The following is a 22,557-nucleotide window of genomic DNA, read 5'->3' as shown; positions in this document are numbered from 1 at the left end:
AAAGCGATTTTTCAATTTCTATTTCTTTTCAGTTCGGCTCCCTTATTTATAGGAAAATATGGTAAAATAGAACAGACTAAAAATCATCATTTCACGAAAGGATGCAAGATGAAAATTACGCAAGAAGAGGTAACACACGTTGCCAATCTTTCAAAATTAAGATTCTCTGAAGAAGAAACTGCTGCCTTTGCGACTACCTTGTCTAAGATTGTTGACATGGTTGAATTGCTGGGCGAAGTCGACACAACTGGTATCGCACCTACTACGACCATGGCTGACCGCAAGACTGTACTCCGCCCTGATGTGGCCGAAGAAGGAACAGACCGCGACCGCTTGTTTAAAAATGTACCTGAAAAAGAAAACTACTATATCAAGGTACCAGCTATCCTAGATGATGGGGGAGATGCCTAATGACTTTTAATAACAAAACTATTGAAGACTTGCATAATCTTCTTGTCTCTAAGGAAATTTCAGCAACTGAATTGACCCAAGCAACACTTGAAGATATCAAATCTCGCGAGACAGCTATCAACGCTTTTGTCACCATCGCTGAGGAGCAGGCTCTTGCTCAAGCTAAAGCTATTGACCAAGCTGGAATTGACGCTGATAATGTCCTTTCAGGAATTCCACTGGCCGTTAAGGATAATATCTCTACAGACGGTATTCTTACAACTGCAGCCTCAAAAATGCTCTACAACTACGAGCCAATCTTTGATGCGACAGCCGTTGCCAATGCCAAAGCTAAGGGAATGATCGTTGTTGGGAAAACCAACATGGACGAGTTTGCCATGGGTGGATCAGGTGAAACATCTTACTATGGTGCGACTAAAAACGCTTGGGACCATAGCAAGGTTCCTGGTGGTTCATCTAGCGGTTCCGCAGCTTCTGTAGCTTCAGGACAAGTCCGTTTGTCACTTGGTTCTGATACTGGTGGTTCCATCCGCCAACCTGCCGCCTTCAACGGAATCGTTGGTCTCAAACCAACCTACGGAACAGTTTCTCGTTTCGGTCTCATTGCCTTCGGTAGCTCCCTAGACCAGATTGGACCTTTTGCACCAACTGTTAAAGAAAATGCCCTCTTGCTCAATGCGATTGCCAGCGAAGATGCCAAAGACTCGACTTCTGCTCCTGTCCGCATTGCTGACTTTACTTCAAAAATCGGCCAAGACATCAAGGGCACGAAAATTGCTTTGCCTAAGGAATACCTTGGTGAAGGGATTGACCCAGAGGTTAAGGAAACAATTCTTAACGCAGCCAAACACTTTGAAAAACTTGGTGCTATCGTCGAAGAAGTCAGTCTTCCTCACTCAAAATACGGTGTAGCCGTTTACTACATTATCGCTTCATCAGAAGCATCCTCAAACTTGCAACGTTTTGACGGTATCCGTTACGGCTACCGCGCAGAGGATGCGACTAATCTTGATGAAATCTATGTAAACAGCCGTAGCCAAGGTTTCGGTGAAGAAGTGAAACGCCGTATCATGCTAGGTACGTTCAGTCTTTCATCAGGTTACTACGATGCCTACTATAAAAAAGCTGGTCAAGTCCGTACCCTCATCATCCAAGATTTCGAAAACGTCTTTGCGGATTATGACTTGATTTTGGGACCAACTGCTCCAAGCGTTGCCTATGATTTGGATTCACTCAACCACGACCCAGTTGCCATGTACTTGGCTGACCTTTTGACCATCCCAGTCAACTTGGCAGGTCTGCCAGGAATTTCAATTCCTGCTGGATTTGCTCAAGGTCTACCAGTCGGTCTACAATTGATTGGTCCTAAGTACTCTGAGGAAACCATTTACCAAGCTGCTGCTGCCTTTGAAGCAACAACAGACTACCACAAACAACAACCCGTGATTTTTGGAGGTGATAACTAATGAACTTTGAAACAGTCATTGGACTTGAAGTCCACGTAGAGCTCAACACCAATTCAAAAATCTTCTCACCTACTTCTGCCCACTTCGGAAACGACCAAAATGCCAACACCAACGTGATTGACTGGTCTTTCCCAGGCGTACTGCCAGTTCTCAACAAGGGTGTCGTCGATGCTGGTATTAAGGCAGCTCTTGCCCTCAACATGGACATCCACAAAAAGATGCATTTTGACCGCAAGAACTACTTCTATCCTGATAATCCCAAAGCCTACCAAATTTCTCAGTTTGATGAACCTATCGGTTATAATGGTTGGATTGAAGTCGAGCTAGAAGACGGTACAACTAAGAAAATCGGGATCGAGCGTGCCCACTTGGAAGAAGACGCTGGTAAAAACACCCACGGTACAGATGGCTACTCTTACGTTGACCTCAACCGCCAAGGGGTACCCTTGATTGAGATTGTATCTGAGGCTGACATGCGTTCTCCTGAAGAAGCCTACGCTTATCTGACAGCACTCAAGGAAGTTATCCAGTATGCTGGCATTTCTGACGTTAAGATGGAAGAAGGTTCTATGCGTGTTGATGCCAACATCTCCCTTCGTCCTTATGGTCAAGAGAAATTCGGTACCAAGACTGAATTGAAAAACCTCAACTCCTTCTCAAATGTCCGTAAAGGGCTTGAATACGAAGTCCAACGTCAAGCCGAAATCCTTCGCTCAGGTGGTCAAATTCGCCAAGAAACTCGCCGTTACGATGAAGCAAACAAAGCAACCATCCTCATGCGTGTTAAGGAAGGCGCTGCAGACTACCGCTACTTCCCAGAACCAGACCTACCGCTCTTTGAAATCTCAGACGAGTGGATTGAGGAAATGCGCATAGAATTGCCAGAATTTCCAAAAGAACGCCGTGCACGCTACGTCTCTGAACTTGGTTTGTCAGACTACGATGCTAGCCAGTTGACGGCAAACAAAGTCACTTCTGACTTCTTTGAAAAAGCTGTTGCCCTTGGTGGTGATGCCAAACAAGTCTCTAACTGGCTCCAAGGCGAAGTTGCTCAATTCTTGAACGCTGAAGGCAAAACACTAGAACAAATCGAATTGACACCAGAAAACTTGGTAGAAATGATTGCCATCATCGAAGATGGTACCATCTCATCCAAGATTGCCAAGAAAGTCTTTGTCCATCTGGCTAAAAATGGCGGTGGTGCGCGTGAATACGTGGAAAAAGCAGGTATGGTCCAAATCTCTGATCCAGATGTTCTGATTCCAATCATCCACCAAGTCTTTGCGGATAACGAAGCTGCCGTTGCCGACTTCAAATCAGGTAAACGCAACGCAGACAAGGCCTTCACAGGATTCCTTATGAAGGCAACCAAAGGCCAAGCTAATCCACAAGTCGCCCTTAAACTCCTTGCACAAGAATTGGCGAAGTTGAAAGACAGTGAGTAATTCACTCTTTAAACACTTTTTTCTACTTTTAAAACGAGAATGAGACAAGGGGAATAAATGAACAAATTTTTACGATTGCTATTTGTCTTAGTCATCATCGCTATGTTAGGCGCTTCTATACTACAAATCTTTCTCCCATCATATTTGGGAGAGCATTCTGGTTACGGTATTTCTGCAGGATGGCAAAGAGAAATTGGAATTTGGAATCTAGCTGTCTTAATTATTATTCTTGCCGTTAATATTAAATACGATTGGTTCTATCTACGAATCGCACTTCTTGCTCTCATTATTGGCGGAATTGGAATAGGAACAAATCACTTACTCAATTATATGGAGTATCACTCTCCTGTAAATGCTATCGGTGCTTTTGAAAATTACTTGCTAGCAATAGGATGGATTGTGGGATGGCTCATCGAACACCATTCCATAAAGAAGCTAAATGCTAGTAAATCTTAGATGATTTTTAAAGGTTATCAAATAATTTAATAATTATTCGAGTTATGAAATCAACCTTTTCAATAGTCTCAATGCCAATCAAAAACCCTTCAACGAACTCGCTAAACAAAAGGTCAACAAGGTTTGGACAGGCCTCTACGAGATTGAAGCAACCAGTATCTTGCTTGAAGACCTCAGCTATGACCAAGAAAGTCTTTGTCCATCTGGCTAAAAATGGCGGTGGGGCGCGTGACTACGTCGAAAAAGCAGGTATGGTCCAAATCTCAGATCCAGCTATCTTGATTCCAATCATCCACCAAGTCTTTGCGGATAACGAAGCCACTGTTGCCGACTTCAAATCAGGTAAACGCAACGCAGACAAGGCCTTCACAGGCTTCCTCATGAAGGCAACCAAAGGACAAGCCAACCCACAAGTTGCCCTTAAACTACTCGCCCAGGAATTGGCCAAGTTGAAAGAAAACTAGACAGAACAAAACCGGCCCTAAGGTTGGTTTTTTCTTCTCTACCAACTCCCAATAACTATTTTGGCTTTATTTCCAGAGTATTTTATGGTAAAATGAAGAGTAATAATATTTATTAAAGAGGTAAAAACATGATTGAAGCAAGTAAATTAAAAGCTGGTATGACCTTTGAAACAGCTGACGGAAAATTGATCCGCGTTTTGGAAGCTAGCCACCACAAACCAGGTAAAGGAAACACGATCATGCGTATGAAATTGCGTGATGTCCGTACTGGTTCTACATTTGACACAAGCTATCGTCCAGAGGAAAAATTTGAACAAGCCATCATCGAGACTGTCCCAGCTCAATACTTGTACAAAATGGATGACACAGCTTACTTCATGAATACAGAAACTTACGACCAATACGAAATCCCTGTAGTCAACGTTGAAAACGAATTGCTTTACATCCTTGAGAACTCAGAAGTGAAGATCCAATTCTACGGAACTGAAGTGATTGGTGTTACCGTTCCTACTACTGTCGAATTGACAGTTGCAGAAACTCAACCATCTATCAAAGGTGCTACTGTTACAGGTTCTGGTAAACCAGCAACGATGGAAACTGGACTTGTCGTAAACGTTCCAGACTTCATCGAAGCAGGACAAAAACTCGTTATCAACACTGCAGAAGGAACTTACGTTTCTCGTGCCTAATCTCTAGAAAGAGGTCATTCTATGGGAATTGAAGAACAACTTGGCGAAATCGTTATCGCCCCACGTGTACTTGAAAAAATCATTGCTGTTGCTACTGCAAAGGTAGAGGGCGTACACTCTTTTTCAAACAAATCAGTATCTGATACCCTTTCAAAACTTTCACTCGGCCGTGGCGTTTATCTTAAAAACGTGGACGAAGAACTCACAGCAGATATCTACCTCTACCTTGAGTACGGAGTAAAAGTTCCTAAGGTAGCTGTTGCTATCCAAAAAGCTGTCAAAGATGCAGTCCGCAATATGGCTGATGTAGAACTCGCTGCTATCAATATCCACGTTGCAGGTATTGTTCCAGATAAAACACCAAAACCAGACTTGAAAGACTTGTTTGATGAGGATTTCCTCAATGACTAGTCCACTATTAGAATCTAGACGTGAGCTCCGTAAATGCGCTTTTCAAGCTCTCATGAGCCTTGAGTTCGGTACAGATGTCGAAACTGCTTGTCGTTTCGCCTACACACACGATCGTGAAGATACGGATGTGCAACTTCCAGCCTTTTTGACAGAGCTAGTTTCTGGTGTTCAGGCTAAAAAGGAAGAACTAGACAAGCAAATCACACAGCATTTAAAAGCAGGTTGGACCATTGAACGTTTAACGCTCGTGGAGAGAAACCTCCTTCGCTTGGGAGTCTTTGAAATCACTTCATTTGACACCCCTCAGCTAGTTGCTGTTAATGAAGCTATCGAGCTTGCAAAGAACTTCTCAGATCAAAAGTCTGCCCGTTTTATCAATGGACTGCTCAGCCAGTTTGTAACAGAAGAACAGTAAATAGAAAAAGTGTTTGACAACTATCAAACACTTTTTTCTTTGCCCCCACTATCTAAAAAAGTGGTAATAGACATAATTATAAACAAAAATCCAGATGGGTTTTGCATAAATGAGAAAGTTGAAAAAACTATGACAGAGGATGGTGATTTTTAAGTTCTTTGTCCAACGATATACTAGAGCAAAGAAAAGACCAATAAAACTATAAATAATCAAACCGATAGGGTCTCGGTGAGTTAGGATTAAATGGCTAATCCCAAAGATGAGAGCAGATAGGATAACATCCAAATAATACTTGGACTGGGGAAAGAAGGTATTCATAAAATACCCTCTATCAATTAGTTCCTCTGATATAGGTGCGACGACTACTGTTAAAATAAAACCGAGAACGGTTGATAGAAAAGTTGGTTGTCCATTTGAATAAAGGATAGAAAGTAGCTTTTGAAAAATATACTTGTTATCAACTAAATAGTGATACTGTATCTGAAAAGCATCCACCAATTGACGAACAAAATAACAAGCTACTAGACTGACTACAAGGGGAAAAATCGTTGACCAAGTCCAAGCCTTTTTTTCAAAGATAAAGAGCATCTCTTTCTTTTTTAACCAAAAGACAAATAAGACTACAAGAACTAGTTCCCAAACAAGTGAAATGATAGAATAGCCATCTATCCCCCATCCCAATATCTTAGTTAGATGCATAATCCATAACTCTGGTAGATAAACCGATAGAAATACCAGTGATGTATAGACTCCCAAGTGCCCTAGTTTTTTCATACTTATCCCTTTAATTTATTAATAGCCAATACCATAAGCACGTCTAGTCGCATGAGTCAGTATTGTACTCCATTCTGTCGCTAAACTATATGCATATGGCGAATCCCAATGTCTATCATCAACTAACCAAATCATTCGACCACCTGAAACTTGGTCTAACTCTTCAGATGAAAGAACTGTAAATGTTTCTGTACCTGTCATATCAAGTACCTCCTTAAAATAAATTTTTGTAAGCTTACATCTACAGTATACATCTTTTTTGTCTATTTTATAGTCCATCTCCTCAACTGTCAATTTTTCGTCCTGAAATGTATGTTCTCTAGAAAAAATGCTAGAACCTTTACTCAGTTCTAGCTTTCTTTTTAGTATTTTCTAAACCGTTGGTAACGTTCTTCGATAAGTTGGTCGAGTGGTAGTTCTTGCAATCTATCTAGTTCTGCACGCAATTCATTTTTAACGCAACCTAGCAGTTCTTTACTTGACAGCCCTGCTTCTGAGATTACCTTGTCTACGATTCCCATTTCTAGGAGTTCATGTGAAGTGATTTTCATCAACTCCGCCGCTTCCATAGCACGACTTCCATCCTTCCAAAGGATAGAGGCAAATCCTTCCGGGCTAAGTACGGCGTAGATTGAGTTTTCTAACATCCAGACACGGTTAGCTACGGCTAGAGCTAGGGCCCCACCAGATCCACCTTCACCGATAATAATCGCGATGATTGGAACCTTGAGATCACTCATTTCCATCAGGTTTCGGGCGATTGCTTCACCTTGTCCACGTTCCTCGGCTCCAACACCTGGGTAAGCACCCGCCGTATTGATAAAGGTCACAACTGGACGACCAAACTTTTCTGCCTGTTTCATCAAGCGTAAGGCCTTACGATAACCTTCTGGATGAGGTTGTCCGAAATTTCGTTTGAGGTTGTCATGAAGACTCTTCCCCTTTTGGATACCAACGACAGTTACTGCTTGTTCACCTAACCAGCCAATTCCACCGATAACCGCACCATCATCACGGAAAGAGCGATCTCCATGCAATTCGATAAACTCGTCAAAGATTCCATTGGCAAAATCAAGTGCAGTCAAGCGACTCTGCTCGCGTGCCTCTCTGACTATTTTTGCAATATTCATCCGCGACTTCCTCCATGCAATCTTACTAATTTAGCAATTGTTTCAGGCAATTCTCTCCGTTTGACAATTGCATCAACAAATCCATGTTCAAGCAGAAATTCTGCCTTTTGGAAGTCATCCGGCAAGGTCTCACGAACTGTATTTTCGATAACACGACGCCCAGCAAAACCAACCAAACTCTGTGGCTCCGCTAGGATAATATCACCTTCCATAGCAAAAGAAGCAGTCACTCCACCTGTTGTTGGATCGGTTAAAATAGTTAGGTAAAAAAGTCCTGCCTTGGAATGACGTTGAACTGCCGCAGAGATTTTAGCCATCTGCATCAAGCTCATGATTCCTTCTTGCATACGGGCTCCACCAGAAGCTGTGAAAAGTACGACTGGTAAGTTTTCTACCGTTGCATACTCAAACAAGCGCGTGATTTTTTCACCCACAACGGTTCCCATAGAAGCCATGATAAAGTTTGAATCCATAATCCCAAGGGCAACTTTTTGTCCCTTGATGCTAGCTGTACCAGTCAGTACTGCTTCATCCAAACCTGTCTTTTCACGCATAGTAGCAAGTTTTTTCTGATAGCCAGGAAAGTTTAATGGATCTTGAGTTTCAATACCCGTAAACATCTCCTCAAAGCTGTCAGAATCAATCGTCAAATCCAAGCGTTCCTGAGCTGAAATACGGAAAGTATAGCTGCAATGGGGACAAATTCGTTCGCTCCCCAGATCCTTTTGGTAAATGGTGTGTTTACAACCAGGACACTGGGAGAAGAGTTCATCCGGAACCTCAGGCTTGGCTTGTGGTTTCTGCCTTACGGAACGGTTGGGATTGATCCGAATATACTTATCCTTTTTACTAAATAGAGCCATAACTCCCCCTTTTAGTTCTCATACTGTTTGAAAGTTTATTCTTTTTTTTGGTATTTTGGCAAGAAAGTTTCCATCAAGAAGGAAGTATCGTAGTCACCAGCGATAACTCGGCGGTCTGAAATCAGATCCAACTGGAAGTCTGCGTTAGTTTGCACTCCTTCAATATCAAGTTCATAAAGTGCCCGTTGCATCTTCATTAAGGCATCAAAACGATTCTCCCCATGAACAATGATTTTGGCAATCATACTATCATAGTAAGGAGGAATGGTATAACCTGGATAGACTGCAGAGTCTACACGCAAGCCAACTCCTCCACTTGGAAGGTAGAGGTTGGTGACTTTTCCTGGGCTTGGAGCAAAGTTAAATGCTGGATTTTCTGCATTGATCCGGCACTCGATAGCGTGACCTCGTAGGACAATATCTTCTTGTTTGAAAGGTAAAGGTTGCCCGGCAGCAATGCGAATCTGTTCCTTCACGATATCAACACCTGAAACAAACTCTGTGACTGGGTGTTCAACTTGCACACGAGTATTCATTTCCATGAAGTAGAAATTGCCACTCGCTTCATCGAGAAGAAATTCAATCGTACCTGCATTTTCATAGCCAACAGACTCTGCTGCACGAACGGCTGCAGCACCAATTTCATGACGAAGGGTTTTGCCAATCGCAATGGATGGGCTTTCTTCTAAGACCTTTTGGTTATTCCGTTGGAGTGAACAATCCCGTTCACCAAGATGGACAACATGACCCTCTTGATCTGCAAGAATCTGAACTTCGATATGACGAGCTGGATAAATCACACGCTCAAGATACATAGCGCCATTTCCAAAATTGGCCTTGGCTTCACTGGATGCTGTCTCAAAGGCTGCGACCAAGTCTTCTGCCTTTTCAACCTTACGAATCCCTTTTCCACCACCACCTGCCGATGCCTTAAGCATGACTGGATAGCCAATTTTTTCTGCAACTGCAAGGGCCTCTTCAGCCGTGTGAACTTCACCATCAGATCCTGGGATAACTGGAACCCCAGCCTTGATCATTTGCTCACGCGCATTGATCTTATCTCCCATGGTATCCATCACAGCCCCAGAAGGACCGATGAACTTGATCCCCACTTCGTCACACATAGTGGCAAACTTGGAGTTTTCGCTAAGAAAACCAAAACCTGGGTGGATGGCTTCTGCTTCTGTCAAGACTGCAGCAGATAAAATCGCATTGATATTGAGATAAGATTCTGTCGCCTTACCGGGTCCGATACAGATAGCTTCATCCGCTAGGAGTGTGTGAAGAGCTTCCTTATCAGCTGTTGAATAGACTGCAACGGTCGCAATGCCCAATTCACGCGCAGCTCGGATAATGCGAACCGCAATCTCACCACGGTTGGCAATCAAAATTTTACGAAACATGGAGAACCTCCTTAGTTTCCAATTGCAAAGGTAAGAGTACCACTCGCCGCAAGCTTGCCATCCACTTCAGCCTTTGCTTCAACCACAGCAATCGTACCACGACGTTTGACAAAAGTAGCCGTCATGACTAATTGATCACCTGGTACAACTTGCTTCTTAAACTTAACCTTGTCCATGCCAGCATAGAAGACCAGTTTCCCTTTATTTTCAGGCTTGGACAATTCCAAGACACCAGCAGTCTGTGCCAAGGCTTCCATGATAAGAACACCTGGCATAACTGGGTATTGTGGAAAATGACCATTAAAGAAAGGTTCGTTGATGGTCACATTTTTAATGGCAACAATGGTATCCTCGCTCACTTCCAAGACACGATCCACTAGGAGCATGGGGTAGCGATGGGGTAGAGCTTCTTTGATTCCTTGAATATCGATCATTTGATACGTACCAATCCTTTACCGAACTCAACCATTTCTTCATTTGAAACGAGAATTTCTGTCACCACACCATCCTTAGGTGCAGGGATTTCATTCATGACTTTCATGGCTTCGATGATCACCAAAGTCTGACCTTTTTTAACACTGTCTCCGACTGTGACAAAGGCAGGTTTATCTGGTCCAGCAGCCAAGTAAGCCACCCCTACAAGTGGACTCTCAACGACATCACCCTCTGGAGCAACCGTCGTTTCAGCTGGTGCTGGAGCTTCTTCCACTGCACTCTCTACTGGAGTTGAAGGGGCAGAAACTACTGGATTTGCAGCTACTGTAGTTGGCACTGGAGCAACTTGAGCTGGTGCTTCAGAAGCCATTCTTGCTTCATTCTTACTAAACTGCAATTCATCCGTTCCATTTTTATAAGAAAATTCTCTCAAACTTGATTGGTCAAATTGCGCCATCAAGTCCTTGATCTCATTTAAATTCATAATTATTTATTCTCCCAACGTTTGAAAGCAAGAACCGCATTGTGTCCACCAAAACCAAAAGTGTTTGAAATAGCATAAGGGATTTCTTGCTCCAAGCCTTGTCCATAAACGACATTCGCTTCGATATAGTCTGATAACTCGCTTGTTCCAGCTGTCATTGGTACATAGTTATGACGCATAGCTTCGATGGTAGCGATGGCTTCTACTGCCCCTGCAGCACCAAGCAAGTGTCCTGTAAAGGACTTGGTTGAAGATACAGGAACTTCTTTACCAAGAACAGCTACGATTGCGCCACTTTCTCCTTTTTCATTAGCAGGAGTTGAAGTTCCGTGGGCATTGACGTAAGCCACTTGCTCTGGAGAAATTTCGGCTTCTTCCAAAGCTAACTTCATAGCCTTAATCGCACCTTGACCTTCTGGATGAGGTGAAGTCATATGGTAAGCGTCACAGGTATTACCATAGCCAACTACTTCAGCCAAGATAGTTGCACCACGTTTTTCAGCATGTTCAAGGCTTTCAAGAACCAACATTCCTGAACCTTCTCCCATCACAAATCCGTTACGATCTTTGTCAAATGGGATAGAAGCACGAGTTGGATCCTCTGTAGTTGATAGGGCGGTCAAAGCTTGGAAACCAGCGATAGCAAAAGGAGTGATAGATGATTCTGATCCACCAACTAACATGACATCTTGGAAACCAAACTTGATTGAACGGAAGGCATCTCCGATGGCATCATTTGATGAGGCGCAGGCTGTATTGATTGATTTACAGATGCCGTTTGCTCCGAAGCGCATGGCAACATTTCCTGATGCCATATTTGGCAAGGCTTTTGGAAGTGTCATTGGTTTAACGCGTTTTGGACCTTTTTCATGAAGACGGATAACCTGATCTTCGATTTCTTTAATTCCCCCAATACCAGAAGCCACGATGACACCAAAGCGATCTTTATCGATTGCTTCTACATCAAGATTTGCATTTGTCACCGCTTCTTGAGCCGCATACAAGGCATACAAAGAATAGTTGTCAAAACGGTTAGTATCTTTTTTTACAAAGTATTTATCAAATGGGAAATCTTGGACTTCTGCTGCATTGTGCACAGCAAATTCGCTGTGGTCAAATTTAGTGATTTCTCCAATTCCAATTTTTCCAGTTTGCAAACTGTTCCAAAATTCTTCTGGAGTATTTCCGATAGGAGAGGTCAATCCGTAACCTGTTACTACAACTCGATTTAGTTTCATCTGTCTTACCTATATCTTTCCTTATTTTTTACATGCTAAGTCCGCCATCAACAGCGAGAACTTGTCCAGTCAAATAATCCTGTCCGGCCAGGAACACTGTAGCATCTGCGATATGATCTGCTTGACCAAACTGTTTCATTGGGATTTGTGCCAATGTCGCTTCCTTGACCTTATCAGACAAAACAGCCGTCATATCTGACTCGATCATTCCTGGTGCAAGAGCATTTACGCGAACATTACGATTGGCAACTTCACGTGCAACTGACTTGGTAAAACCAATCAAACCTGCTTTAGAAGCTGCATAGTTGGCTTGTCCGATATTTCCCATCAAACCAACCACACTAGACATGTTGATGATCGCACCTTCACGTGCCTTAATCATCTGTTTCAAGACTGCTTGCGTCATGTTGAAGGCACCTGTCAAGTTGATCTTAATCACTTTTTCAAAGTCTTCTTCAGTCATCTTGAGCATAAGCGTATCTTGAGTGATCCCAGCATTGTTGACCAAGACATCAACAGAACCGAGTTCTGCAATCGCTTGATCTACCATACGCTTGGCATCTGCAAAGTCTGAAACATCACCTGAGATCGGTACTACTTTGACACCGTAGTTTGAAAACTCAGCCAGCAATTCTTCTGAGATTGCTCCACGACTATTCAAAACTACATTAGCGCCTAGTTGAGCAAATTTGTGAGCAATGGCAAGTCCGATACCACGACTTGAACCTGTTACAAAGACATTTTTGTTTGTAAGTTGCATTCTATTTCTCCTATTTCCTGTTGTATTTTGTGGGAGAAGGAATCATTAGTTTCCTAACAAAGCATCCAAGCTTGCTTGGTCTTCAACGTTAGCTAGCTGAGCTGTTTTATCGATTTTTTTGACAAAGCCTGATAGGACCTTACCCGGACCAATTTCAATAAAGTTGGTTACCCCAGCATTCTGCATCACAGCAATACTTTCATAAAAACGGACAGGTTCTTTGACCTGACGCGTCAAAAGCTCTTGGATTCGACCTTTTTCCATGACAGCAGCTTCCGTATTGCCGACTAGTGGGCAAGTAAAGTCAGAAAAACTCACTCCTTCAAGAGCTCCAGCTAGTTGCTGACTGGCTGGCTCAAGAAGAGCTGTATGGAAAGGACCAGATACATTTAAAGGAATCAATCGTTTTGCTCCTGCTTCCTGCAAGAGTTCAACTGCGCGGTCAACCGCAGCCACCTCACCACCGATAACGATTTGGCTTGGGGTGTTGTAGTTAGCTGGAGTCACTACTCCAACTTTAGAGGCTGTTTCACAAGCTTCCTCAATCACTTCAACTGGAGTATTAAGAACGGCTACCATCTTTCCAGATCCTGCAGGTGCAGCCTCTTCCATATAAGCACCACGCTTAGCAACCAAGGCAACTGCCTCTTCGAAGTCCAAGGCACCACTTGCTACAAGAGCAGAATATTCCCCAAGAGACAATCCTGCTACCATATCCGGCTGGTAGCCCTTTTCTTTCAATAGTCGGTAAATAGAAACCGAAGTCGCTAAAATAGCTGGCTGCGTATAGCGAGTCTGGTTTAACTTGGTTTCTTCCTTATCAATCAAGTCACGAAGGTCATAACCCAAAACCTGACTGGCTTGGTCAATTGTTTCCTTGACGATAGGGTAGCAATCATAGAGATCACGCCCCATTCCTAGATACTGAGCACCTTGACCTGCAAATAGAAAGGCTGTTTTAGTCATTTCTTACAACTCCTGCCCAACGAGAGGCTTCTTCTTGAATTTTTTTGGCAGCGCCATAGTATAGATCTTTTAGGATTTCTTCGACAGTTTCCTCTTTAGAAACCAAACCAGCGATCTGACCTGCCATGACGGATCCACCTTCTACATCTCCATGAACAACGGCTTTAGCAAGAGCACCAGCTCCCATTTGCTCAAAAATTTCTAAATCTGGATTTTCTTGTTTAAAGGCATCCTTTTCAGCCTGTTCAAAGTCACGTGTCAACTGATTTTTAATGGCGCGAACAGCATGTCCAAAATGTTGAGCTGAGATAGTCGTATCGATATCACGCGCTTTTAAGATTTTTTCCTTGTATTTTGGATGGGCGTTAGATTCCTTGGCTACTACGAAACGCGTACCAACTTGAACAGCCTCTGCACCAAGCATAAAGCCTGCAGCGACACCTTCACCGTCGGCAATTCCTCCAGCTGCGATAACCGGAATTGAAACAGCTGCAGCAACTTGGCGAACCAAGGTCATCGTTGTTAATTTACCAATATGTCCACCGGCTTCCATTCCCTCTGCAATAACTGCATCTGCACCAATTTTTTCCATGCGTTTTGCTAAAGCAACACTTGGAACAACAGGAATAACTGTAATTCCTGCATCATGGAAACGAGTCATGTATTTACTTGGATTTCCTGCACCAGTTGTAACCACCTTGACCCCTTCTTCAATCACGAGATCAACGATGTCTTCTACAAAAGGTGACAAGAGCATGATGTTGACACCAAAAGGTTTGTCCGTAAGTGATTTGATTTTATCGATATTAGCCTTTACGACCTCTTTAGGTGCATTCCCACCACCAATGATTCCTAGACCACCAGCTTTTGATACTGCACCAGCCAAGTCGCCGTCTGCAACCCAGGCCATTCCTCCTTGAAAAATAGGATAATCAATGTTCAGTAATTCTGTAATACGTGTTTTCATAGTGCCTCCATCATTCCTTGCTTACGTAATAGTTCGACGAGTTTATCATTTGAGTTTCAAACTATTACCTAAACAAGAGGGAGTGGGTTTCCCCTACTCCTTCTAGTAATATGTTAATTATTTTGTTTGCTCTTCAACGTAGGCAACCAAGTCACCAACTGTTTTCAAGTTATCTTCTGCTTCGATTTGGATATCGAAAGCATCTTCGATTTCAGAGATTACTTGGAACAAGTCCAATGAATCTGCATCCAAATCATCAAAAGTTGATTCAAGTGTTACTTCTGATGCGTCTTTCCCAAGTTCTTCAACGATAATTTCTTGTACTTTTTCAAATACTGCCATGATAGGACTCCTTTAAAATATAAAAAATTTATAACTATGTGTTAACCACATGATTACCTAGATTGTAAGAATGAGTGTGCCCCATGTCAAACCTCCACCAAAGCCTGATAGGAGAATCGTCTGGCTACCATCTAAACGAATCATACCATTCTCCACACACTCTGAGAGCAAAATCGGGATACTTGCTGCACTGGTATTTCCATACTCCATCATATTGGCAGGAAGTTTGTCTCGGTCTACGCCGATTTTCTTTGCCATCTTATCCAAAATGCGGATATTTGCCTGATGAAGCAGGAGATAATCCAATTCCGATGCTGCGATTGGACCATTTTCAATGGTTTCTTTGATCGATCTAGCAACATCACGATTTGCAAAATCAAAAACTGCTCGTCCATCCATTTTCAAAAAAGCAGGAACTGCTTCTTGATACGAGAAAGGAGAAGCCAAAGCCGTTTGACCATAGGTCAAACACTCGCTCCGAGAGCCATCCGTATAGAGACTTTCCACAAGGAAGTGACGTGTTTCGCTCGCTTCCAAGAGAACCCCACCAGCACCATCCCCAAAGAGAACAGCTGTCGAACGATCTGACCAATCAACTGCCTTGGATAAGGTCTCAGCCCCGATAACAATCCCTTTTTTGAACTGTCCAGAACTTAAAAACTTTTCTGCAGTTGAGAGAGCGAATACAAAGCCACTACAAGCTGCTGTCAGATCAAAGGCGAAAGCTCTATGCGCTCCGATATTTGCCTGAACTCGAGCTGCCGTGGAAGGCATCATCGAGTCTGGAGTAATCGTCGCTACAATGATAAAATCAATCTGATCCGCTGTTAAGCTCCCTTTAGCCAACAAGCTCTTAGCTACTTCTGTCGCCAAATCACTTGTAGACTCTGTTTTTGAGATATGTCTCTGTTTAATTCCTGTCCGACTTGAAATCCACTCATCGCTTGTGTCCATGATTTGGGCTAAGTCATGATTAGTGACCACTTGCTCTGGAACATAATGAGCAACCTGGCTTATCTTTGCAAAAGCCATTATTTCAAATCCTCCAAAAATTGATAAAGGTTAGTCAAGCCCCTGCCCATCACTTCTATTTCTTCAGAACTCATACCATCGATAATTTTCTCGACCATGGCCTTGTGGAAACGTTTATGAAGGCGGTGAACCAAACGACCTTTCTTTGTCAAATGCAGATAGACCACACGACGATCCTGATCAGAACGAATGCGCTCAACATAACCTTTTCTTTCGAGATTATTCAAGCTGGTCGTAACAGTTCCAAGAGTTACCATCAGTTCTTTTGAAACCTTACTTGGTGTTGCCTCTGGGAACTTGCCAATCACATCAATCGTGTGCATTTCTTTGATGGAGATGTCTTTGAAACGACTACCTCGTAAGCTAACCTCCTCAATCACAAGGACATTATTAAAAATAGATGTTAAATACTCATTCACTTGTTGGTAGTCCAAAGTATTCCCTCCTTCTCAAAAAAACTTTTGCATTCAAAACATTTGACACAAAAAGTATATCAAACTTCAAAGAATTGTGCAAGTATTTTTTTATTTTCCTGAAAATTTTGGTCGTCTTCTTTCAGAATGAGCTCGAACCCCTTCTTTAAAATCTTCAGTCAAAGACAAAGATTCTTGCAGTTTCAATTCCAATTCAGCATAATTCTGCCAATCCTTAAATTGGCTTTCCCAAACCAACTTTTTAATGGCTGCGTATGAGTTTGCTGAGCCTCGTCTTAATTTCTTCAGAACTTGTTCTCTAGTTTTTTCTAATTTATCAGCTTCGCAGACACGGTATACCACGCCCCATTCCAGTGCTTTTTCCGCAGTCAAAGCTTCTCCTGTCATGGCAAGTTGCGCAGCTCGTGTTACCCCGATACTACGACTCAAGAGATGAATTCCACCAGCGTCCGGCGCCAATCCAACTCCAACAAAGGCTTGGATGAATTTTGCCTTATCAGTCGCCAAACAAAAATCGACTGCTACTGCCATATTTGCTGCAGCACCAGCAACTGCTCCATCTACCTCCATCAAAACAGGTTTAGGAATTTGCTTGATTTTAAAAGAAATTGTATTGACCAATTCTGCAATCTTATTCAAAGAAGGGATATCATCTTCATCCACTGCACGCTTCATCTCAACCAGATCTCCCCCAACTGAAAAGACCTTCCCATTAGCGTTAATCAAGATAAACTGAACAGTTTGATCCTGCTCTGCTAGAGTCAAAGCTTCTAAAATTTCCTCACACATTGGGATATGGAAACCGTTTGCCACTTCGGGACGATTCAAAGTGATGATAGCAAGATCATCTACGATCTGATATAAGATATGATTCATAGCTTCTCCTTTTATAAGGTGATAAAATTATTTCATTGTCAAAGTATACCTTTTTTTAGATAAAGAGGCAAGAGAAAACCAATCGAAAGTGTCTCGGCTGATCAAAACGCTCACTTTATCCTAAAGACTATACTATTTTCTTCATTGAAAAAAGCCCCTCTTTCTGCTATAATCGTATAAAATACTTACTTGAGGAGTCCCTATGAAGGTTGTAAAATTTGGCGGAAGCTCTCTTGCCTCTGCTAGTCAGTTAGAAAAAGTTTTAAACATCGTTAAAAGTGATAAAGAACGCCGTTTTGTAGTCGTTTCTGCACCCGGAAAACGCAATGCTGATGATACCAAGGTTACCGACGCTTTGATCAAATACTATCGTGACTATGTAGCGGGAAATGATATCAGCAAGAGCCAAAACTGGATCATCGATCGCTATGCGGCTATGGTGAGCGAACTAGGCTTAAAACCATCAGTTCTAGAAAAAATTTCTAAAAGCATCCGTGCCTTAGCGACTCTTCCTATTGAAGAAAATGACTTTCTCTATGACACCTTCCTAGCGGCTGGAGAAAACAACAATGCCAAACTTATCGCAGCTTACTTTAACCAAAACGGCATCGATGCACGCTATGTTCATCCAAGAGAGGCTGGAATCGTTGTCACAAGTGAACCAGGAAACGCACGTATCATTCCATCTAGTTATGACAAGATTGAAGGCTTGGCTGATAGCAACGAAGTCCTTGTCATCCCTGGTTTCTTTGGAGTTACGAAAGAAAATCAAATCTGTACCTTCTCACGTGGTGGATCCGATATCACAGGTTCTATCATAGCTGCAGGTGTCAAAGCCGACCTTTATGAAAACTTTACAGATGTCGATGGTATCTTTGCTGCCCATCCAGGTATCATTCACCAGCCTCATTCTATCCCTGAATTGACCTACCGTGAAATGCGGGAATTGGCTTATGCAGGTTTCTCAGTCCTTCACGATGAAGCTCTGCTCCCTGCCTACCGGGGGAAAATCCCTCTCGTTATCAAGAATACCAACAACCCTGACCATCCAGGTACTCGTATCGTTCTAAAGCATAGCAGTGATAAATTCCCCGTCGTTGGAATCGCTGGTGATTCTGGCTTTGTCAGCATCAACATGTCGAAATACCTCATGAACCGTGAAGTTGGATTTGGTCGCAAGGTTCTGCAAATCCTTGAAGATCTTAACATCGGTTGGGAACACATGCCAACAGGTATCGATGATCTTTCAATCATCCTCCGTTCCCGCGAATTGACTCCTATCAAGGAAGAAGAAATTCTGCGTCAGCTCGTTCAAAAGGCTGAAGTGGACCATGCTGAAATCGAACATGATCTTTCAATTATTATGATTGTCGGGGAAAAGATGAAGAGTCATATCGGGGTAACTGCTACTGCCACACGTGCTTTGTCTGAGAATAAAATCAACATCCAGATGATGTCCCAAGGGTCAAGTGAAGTTTCCATCATGTTTGTTGTCAATAAAGAGCAAGAGAAGGCCGCTATTAAGGCGCTCTATCATGCCTTTTTCGGTGAAAGTAAGGAAGACTAATCATGGCTCAATCACTCAATAAAGTCATTGACCTCCAAACCACTGGGACATCTTACCTCTCTATCTCTGGAAAAGTTGGAAAATTTCTAGTTGGGGATCAAGCCTTAGAGTTTTATCCTGATGTCAATGTCGAACAATATATCCAGATCCCCTGGTCCAGCATTCAGCAAATTGGAGCTAACGTAAATGGCCGTAAAATCAGCCGTCACTTTGAAGTCTTCACCGATCAAGGTAAATTCCTCTTTGCCTCAAAAGACTCTGGGGCTATCCTCAAAATCGCTCGGGAAAAATTAGGAAACGACAAGGTCGTGAAACTTCCGACTCTGCTCCAGACCATTGGACAAAAATTTAAAAATCTATTTGCAAAAAAGTAGAAACTTTAGTATAATCATAGCAACGGATAAGTAGGTTATCCTCTTCTTTCAGAAAGTCTGCGGGTGCTGCGAGCAGATAGGAGGGATAGGTGAAATTCTACCGTTATCAACAATTAAATACAGAATCAAGTGCACACCTGTGAAGTTGGATGGAACCGTGGCCCTGCCACTCCAACGCTTTGTTAGGTGTGCTTTTTTCATAAAGGAGTTTTTATGTTAGATATCAAACGTATTCGTACAGACTTTGATGCTGTCGCTGAAAAACTAGCTACACGTGGTGTAGATGCTGCTGTTTTGAATGAAATGAAAGAAATCGATGCTAAACGCCGTGACATCTTGGTCAAGGTCGAAAACCTCAAGGCAGAACGTAACACAGTTTCTGCAGAGATTGCTCAAGCCAAGCGCAATAAGGAAAATGCTGATGACAAGATTGCTGCTATGCAAGCTCTCTCTGCTGAAGTAAAATCTCTCGATGCTGAATTGGCAGAAATCGATGCTAAATTGACAGAATTTACGACTACACTTCCAAACATTCCTGCTGACAGCGTTCCTGTTGGAGCTGATGAGGATGACAACGTTGAAGTTCGCCGTTGGGGAACTCCACGCGAGTTTGACTTCGAACCAAAAGCTCACTGGGATCTGGGTGAAGACCTTGGTATTCTTGACTGGGAACGCGGTGGTAAAGTGACTGGAGCTCGCTTCCTCTTCTATAAAGGACTTGGAGCTCGTTTGGAACGTGCTATCTACAACTTCATGTTGGATGAGCATGGTAAAGAAGGCTATACGGAAGTTATCACACCTTACATTGTTAACCATGACTCAATGTTTGGTACTGGTCAATATCCAAAATTCAAGGAAGATACCTTTGAATTGAGTGACACCAACTATGTACTCATTCCTACTGCTGAAGTGCCTCTTACAAACTACTACCGTGATGAAATCCTTGATGGAAAAGACCTACCAATTTACTTCACTGCTATGAGCCCATCATTCCGTTCTGAAGCTGGTTCTGCTGGTCGTGATACACGTGGCTTGATTCGTTTGCACCAATTCCACAAGGTTGAAATGGTCAAATTTGCCAAACCAGAAGAATCATATGAAGAATTAGAAAAAATGACAGCCAACGCTGAAAATATTCTTCAAAAGCTTAATCTTCCATACCGTGTGGTCGCGCTCTCTACTGGAGATATGGGCTTCTCAGCTGCCAAAACTTACGATTTGGAAGTTTGGATTCCAGCCCAAAATACCTACCGTGAAATCTCAAGCTGTTCAAATACTGAAGATTTCCAAGCTCGTCGTGCCCAAATCCGTTACCGTGATGAAGCCGATGGCAAGGTGAAACTCCTTCACACCTTGAACGGTTCTGGACTTGCAGTTGGACGTACAGTGGCTGCTATTCTTGAAAACTACCAAAATGCAGATGGTTCTGTAACCATTCCAGAAGCACTTCGTCCATATATGGGTGGAGCTGAAGTTATCAAACCATAAAAAATAAGGCCTAGCTAGAAAATAGCTAGACCTTTTTTCCTAACCAAATCAGATAAGCACCCAAGACAAAGAATAAAATACTTAAGCAAAGGAGGGTTTCCACAAACACTAGATAATCTAAGATAGGCAGTTTTACAATTCCTTGAGCCATTTTAAGCGATGTAGCTGTGATGATAGTTGGGAAGGTTAAGGCTGAGAAAGCTGGTTGAAAGCCTTGTTTTAAAATATTAGGCAAGCGAGTCAAAACGAAGATGAAAAAAGACTGAGAGAAAAGCATCAGCAGTAACAAGGCCCAGGTCGGAAGAGTAACTCCACCGATACGCACCAGAGCTGCTAAGAGCAAAGAAAAAGGAGCGCAGTAGATTCCTTCTTGCCCTAGTAGGGCTGGAGTCAATGGCTGTTTCTTTAGATCACTGTAAATCAACGGATAGAGAAAACAAGTAGCGAGAAAGCCGAAAGTCACCGTTAGGTAGGCAAGCTGAATCAGGCCAACGACTGGATAGGTCAAGGCTGCCACTGCTATGCCCACATAAAGTACTGTCCAGCTTGGTGTTGCACTAGCTCTTTCCTCCACTCCAAGAAAGCGACGAGAAAAATAAGCGATCAAAGCAAAATCCAAAATAAAAGAAAACCACCACAAAGGCTGGGATAGGATAGGCATAGACGGAACTAGTCGCAAGACATAGGTCGATAAAATCATCCCCGCCATAGGAAAGGTAGCTATACCAGATAAAAGAGGGGGCTTGGTCAATTCTTTCTTGGTTTCTTCCCAATTAAAAAGATGAAGAATCAGAAAGAAAATCCATAAGACCAATCCAGTCAAACTAAATAGGTGCGAAAGAACAGGCCAAGTATCCGCAATCAAGTTTCCTGCACCTGCCAAACCTAACAAACAACCAGAAAATACCAAGGGGAGTTTTTTCATGGCAACCTCCGTTAATCATATTATTATCAGTATAGCATAAAAGTCTTTAAAATAGCATAGAAAAATGAAGACTGGATGAATCAGCCTTCATTTTATTTATGATTCGAACTAGGCATAAGGTTGCAATTCTGGATTGATTGGCGTATTGGCTAGGTTGTTGGCATAGTTGCAAAGGCTGGCTAGGCTGACACCGAGAACTACGTCTAAGGCATTTTGTTGCGTATAGCCGGCTTCTAAGAATTCAGCCAAGGCTTCATCTCCTACACGACCCTTGGTATTGATGACTGCCAAGGTAAACTTGGCTAGAGTATCTAGCTTAGGATCTGTCTCGATTGGAGTACGGTTGCGGAGGGCTTGGAGAAGATCATCATTCATCTGGATTTGTTTGATCGAAAAGGCGGTGTGACCTGCCACGCAGAAAGCACAACCATTGGTTACGGCGGCTGTGATTTGCACCACTTCTCTCTCAACTGGGGTTAGGCTATTGCGACGGTTGATGGCTCCGACAGTTCGGTAGGCTTCAAGGGCGGTAGGGGCATTGGCCAAGAGACCGATTAGGTTGGGAATATAGCCATTGTTGTCTTTTTGTACTGTTTCAAGAACTTCTTTCACTTCTGCTGGTGCTGATTCTACTGTGTGGATGGTAAATGTTGTCATAAGAAACCTCTTTTCATTTTATTGTCATTTAGTCTATCATAGAATTTCCCCCTTGAATAATATATATTTTCAATCGCCTTGATAG

27 protein-coding genes and 2 pseudogenes are annotated in these 22,557 nt (G+C 42.7%); 12 read left to right on the top strand and 17 right to left on the bottom strand.

Features of this window, described 5'->3' with window-relative positions; genetic code table 11:
* The first annotated feature begins 108 nt into the window (after positions 1 to 108).
* The 9 genes and pseudogenes from gatC to nusB all read left to right on the top strand — a co-directional run bounded on the left by gatC (position 109) and on the right by nusB (position 5,757).
* On the top strand, positions 109 to 411 hold the full coding sequence (gatC, locus tag EJF26_RS09260; protein ID WP_000705416.1) for an Asp-tRNA(Asn)/Glu-tRNA(Gln) amidotransferase subunit GatC: 303 nt from the start codon (positions 109 to 111) through the stop codon (positions 409 to 411).
* Positions 411 to 1,877, top strand: a complete 1,467-nt coding sequence (gatA, locus tag EJF26_RS09255) for an Asp-tRNA(Asn)/Glu-tRNA(Gln) amidotransferase subunit GatA (RefSeq protein WP_000143712.1) — start codon at positions 411 to 413, stop codon at positions 1,875 to 1,877. The genes gatC and gatA overlap by 1 nt, the downstream gene beginning before the upstream one ends.
* Positions 1,877 to 3,322 (top strand): Asp-tRNA(Asn)/Glu-tRNA(Gln) amidotransferase subunit GatB, encoded by a 1,446-nt coding sequence (gene gatB / locus EJF26_RS09250; protein ID WP_001008639.1) that lies wholly within the window; start codon positions 1,877 to 1,879, stop codon positions 3,320 to 3,322. The genes gatA and gatB overlap by 1 nt, the downstream gene beginning before the upstream one ends.
* A 57-nt stretch (positions 3,323 to 3,379) precedes the next feature.
* The gene (locus EJF26_RS09245) at positions 3,380 to 3,778 is read left to right on the top strand and encodes a hypothetical protein (protein ID WP_001032002.1); all 399 of its coding nucleotides are present in this window, start codon (positions 3,380 to 3,382) and stop codon (positions 3,776 to 3,778) included.
* A 64-nt stretch (positions 3,779 to 3,842) separates the two neighbouring features.
* Positions 3,843 to 3,974: pseudogene (locus EJF26_RS10365) on the top strand (SPFH domain-containing protein); the annotation flags it as partial.
* Positions 3,949 to 4,242: pseudogene (locus tag EJF26_RS09235) on the top strand (Asp-tRNA(Asn)/Glu-tRNA(Gln) amidotransferase subunit GatB); the annotation flags it as partial. The pseudogenes EJF26_RS10365 and EJF26_RS09235, both read left to right, overlap by 26 nt.
* Before the next feature lie 128 nt (positions 4,243 to 4,370).
* Positions 4,371 to 4,931 (top strand): elongation factor P, encoded by a 561-nt coding sequence (gene efp, locus EJF26_RS09230; RefSeq protein ID WP_000568642.1) that lies wholly within the window; start codon positions 4,371 to 4,373, stop codon positions 4,929 to 4,931.
* A 21-nt stretch (positions 4,932 to 4,952) separates the two neighbouring features.
* Positions 4,953 to 5,342, top strand: coding sequence for an Asp23/Gls24 family envelope stress response protein (locus tag EJF26_RS09225; RefSeq protein WP_000510598.1), 390 nt, complete (start codon positions 4,953 to 4,955; stop codon positions 5,340 to 5,342).
* Positions 5,335 to 5,757 carry a transcription antitermination factor NusB gene (nusB, locus tag EJF26_RS09220; protein ID WP_000203645.1) on the top strand — a complete coding sequence of 141 codons (423 nt, stop codon included), beginning with the start codon at positions 5,335 to 5,337 and terminating at the stop codon, positions 5,755 to 5,757. The genes EJF26_RS09225 and nusB overlap by 8 nt, the downstream gene beginning before the upstream one ends.
* 48 nt (positions 5,758 to 5,805) lie before the next feature.
* On the opposite strand, the gene EJF26_RS09215 is transcribed toward nusB, so the two are convergent.
* From EJF26_RS09215 to EJF26_RS09145, 15 genes are all read right to left on the bottom strand, one after another.
* Entirely contained in the window at positions 5,806 to 6,531 is a 726-nt protein-coding gene (locus EJF26_RS09215; protein ID WP_000733000.1) for a CPBP family intramembrane glutamic endopeptidase, read from the bottom strand.
* 18 nt (positions 6,532 to 6,549) lie between these two features.
* Positions 6,550 to 6,732: a hypothetical protein gene (locus EJF26_RS09210; RefSeq protein WP_000148140.1), complete on the bottom strand. Its 183-nt coding sequence runs from the start codon at positions 6,730 to 6,732 to the stop codon at positions 6,550 to 6,552.
* A gap of 161 nt (positions 6,733 to 6,893) precedes the next feature.
* A complete protein-coding gene (locus tag EJF26_RS09205) occupies positions 6,894 to 7,661 on the bottom strand; it encodes an acetyl-CoA carboxylase carboxyl transferase subunit alpha (RefSeq protein ID WP_001017380.1) in 768 nt (255 codons plus the stop codon).
* Positions 7,658 to 8,524, bottom strand: coding sequence for an acetyl-CoA carboxylase, carboxyltransferase subunit beta (accD, locus tag EJF26_RS09200; protein ID WP_001173371.1), 867 nt, complete (start codon positions 8,522 to 8,524; stop codon positions 7,658 to 7,660). The genes EJF26_RS09205 and accD overlap by 4 nt, the downstream gene beginning before the upstream one ends.
* Before the next feature lie 35 nt (positions 8,525 to 8,559).
* Positions 8,560 to 9,927 (bottom strand): acetyl-CoA carboxylase biotin carboxylase subunit, encoded by a 1,368-nt coding sequence (gene accC / locus EJF26_RS09195; RefSeq protein WP_000488664.1) that lies wholly within the window; start codon positions 9,925 to 9,927, stop codon positions 8,560 to 8,562.
* A gap of 11 nt (positions 9,928 to 9,938) precedes the next feature.
* Positions 9,939 to 10,361 carry a 3-hydroxyacyl-ACP dehydratase FabZ gene (gene fabZ, locus EJF26_RS09190; protein ID WP_000565515.1) on the bottom strand — a complete coding sequence of 141 codons (423 nt, stop codon included), beginning with the start codon at positions 10,359 to 10,361 and terminating at the stop codon, positions 9,939 to 9,941.
* Positions 10,358 to 10,846 (bottom strand): acetyl-CoA carboxylase biotin carboxyl carrier protein, encoded by a 489-nt coding sequence (gene accB / locus EJF26_RS09185; protein WP_001052303.1) that lies wholly within the window; start codon positions 10,844 to 10,846, stop codon positions 10,358 to 10,360. Before accB ends, fabZ begins: the two co-directional genes overlap by 4 nt.
* Positions 10,847 to 10,848: 2 nt before the next feature.
* A complete protein-coding gene (fabF, locus tag EJF26_RS09180) occupies positions 10,849 to 12,084 on the bottom strand; it encodes a beta-ketoacyl-ACP synthase II (RefSeq protein ID WP_000774052.1) in 1,236 nt (411 codons plus the stop codon).
* Between the two features lie 28 nt (positions 12,085 to 12,112).
* Complete coding sequence (fabG, locus tag EJF26_RS09175; protein WP_001177613.1) at positions 12,113 to 12,844, bottom strand: 3-oxoacyl-[acyl-carrier-protein] reductase; 732 nt, start codon at positions 12,842 to 12,844, stop codon at positions 12,113 to 12,115.
* Between the two features lie 45 nt (positions 12,845 to 12,889).
* Entirely contained in the window at positions 12,890 to 13,810 is a 921-nt protein-coding gene (gene fabD / locus EJF26_RS09170) for an ACP S-malonyltransferase (protein ID WP_000167631.1), read from the bottom strand.
* A complete protein-coding gene (gene fabK / locus EJF26_RS09165; RefSeq protein ID WP_000857452.1) occupies positions 13,803 to 14,777 on the bottom strand; it encodes an enoyl-[acyl-carrier-protein] reductase FabK in 975 nt (324 codons plus the stop codon). Before fabK ends, fabD begins: the two co-directional genes overlap by 8 nt.
* 117 nt (positions 14,778 to 14,894) lie before the next feature.
* Positions 14,895 to 15,119 carry an acyl carrier protein gene (locus EJF26_RS09160; RefSeq protein WP_000257840.1) on the bottom strand — a complete coding sequence of 75 codons (225 nt, stop codon included), beginning with the start codon at positions 15,117 to 15,119 and terminating at the stop codon, positions 14,895 to 14,897.
* 57 nt (positions 15,120 to 15,176) lie between these two features.
* A complete protein-coding gene (locus tag EJF26_RS09155) occupies positions 15,177 to 16,151 on the bottom strand; it encodes a beta-ketoacyl-ACP synthase III (protein WP_000852972.1) in 975 nt (324 codons plus the stop codon).
* Positions 16,151 to 16,585, bottom strand: coding sequence for a fatty acid biosynthesis transcriptional regulator FabT (gene fabT, locus EJF26_RS09150; protein ID WP_000386342.1), 435 nt, complete (start codon positions 16,583 to 16,585; stop codon positions 16,151 to 16,153). Before fabT ends, EJF26_RS09155 begins: the two co-directional genes overlap by 1 nt.
* A 90-nt stretch (positions 16,586 to 16,675) precedes the next feature.
* The gene (locus EJF26_RS09145) at positions 16,676 to 17,461 is read right to left on the bottom strand and encodes an enoyl-CoA hydratase (RefSeq protein WP_001015593.1); all 786 of its coding nucleotides are present in this window, start codon (positions 17,459 to 17,461) and stop codon (positions 16,676 to 16,678) included.
* A gap of 202 nt (positions 17,462 to 17,663) precedes the next feature.
* Here EJF26_RS09145 and EJF26_RS09140 point away from each other — a divergent pair, with 202 nt between their 5' ends.
* The 3 genes from EJF26_RS09140 to serS all read left to right on the top strand — a co-directional run bounded on the left by EJF26_RS09140 (position 17,664) and on the right by serS (position 20,890).
* The gene (locus EJF26_RS09140) at positions 17,664 to 19,028 is read left to right on the top strand and encodes an aspartate kinase (protein ID WP_000869646.1); all 1,365 of its coding nucleotides are present in this window, start codon (positions 17,664 to 17,666) and stop codon (positions 19,026 to 19,028) included.
* Positions 19,029 to 19,030: 2 nt separating this feature from the next.
* The gene (locus EJF26_RS09135; RefSeq protein ID WP_000079368.1) at positions 19,031 to 19,402 is read left to right on the top strand and encodes a DUF956 family protein; all 372 of its coding nucleotides are present in this window, start codon (positions 19,031 to 19,033) and stop codon (positions 19,400 to 19,402) included.
* 213 nt (positions 19,403 to 19,615) lie between these two features.
* Positions 19,616 to 20,890: a serine--tRNA ligase gene (serS, locus tag EJF26_RS09130; RefSeq protein WP_000884225.1), complete on the top strand. Its 1,275-nt coding sequence runs from the start codon at positions 19,616 to 19,618 to the stop codon at positions 20,888 to 20,890.
* A 25-nt stretch (positions 20,891 to 20,915) separates the two neighbouring features.
* On the opposite strand, the gene EJF26_RS09125 is transcribed toward serS, so the two are convergent.
* Together EJF26_RS09125 and EJF26_RS09120 are read right to left on the bottom strand one after the other, a co-directional pair.
* Positions 20,916 to 21,815, bottom strand: coding sequence for a TDT family transporter (locus tag EJF26_RS09125; protein ID WP_000735941.1), 900 nt, complete (start codon positions 21,813 to 21,815; stop codon positions 20,916 to 20,918).
* A gap of 108 nt (positions 21,816 to 21,923) precedes the next feature.
* A complete protein-coding gene (locus tag EJF26_RS09120; protein WP_000206774.1) occupies positions 21,924 to 22,472 on the bottom strand; it encodes a carboxymuconolactone decarboxylase family protein in 549 nt (182 codons plus the stop codon).
* Positions 22,473 to 22,557 lie beyond the last annotated feature (85 nt).

This window comes from Streptococcus oralis subsp. dentisani, assembly GCF_007475365.1.
GTDB classification, from domain to species: Bacteria; Bacillota; Bacilli; order Lactobacillales; family Streptococcaceae; genus Streptococcus; species Streptococcus mitis_AX.
This window is presented reverse-complemented; position numbering and strand designations above follow the sequence as displayed.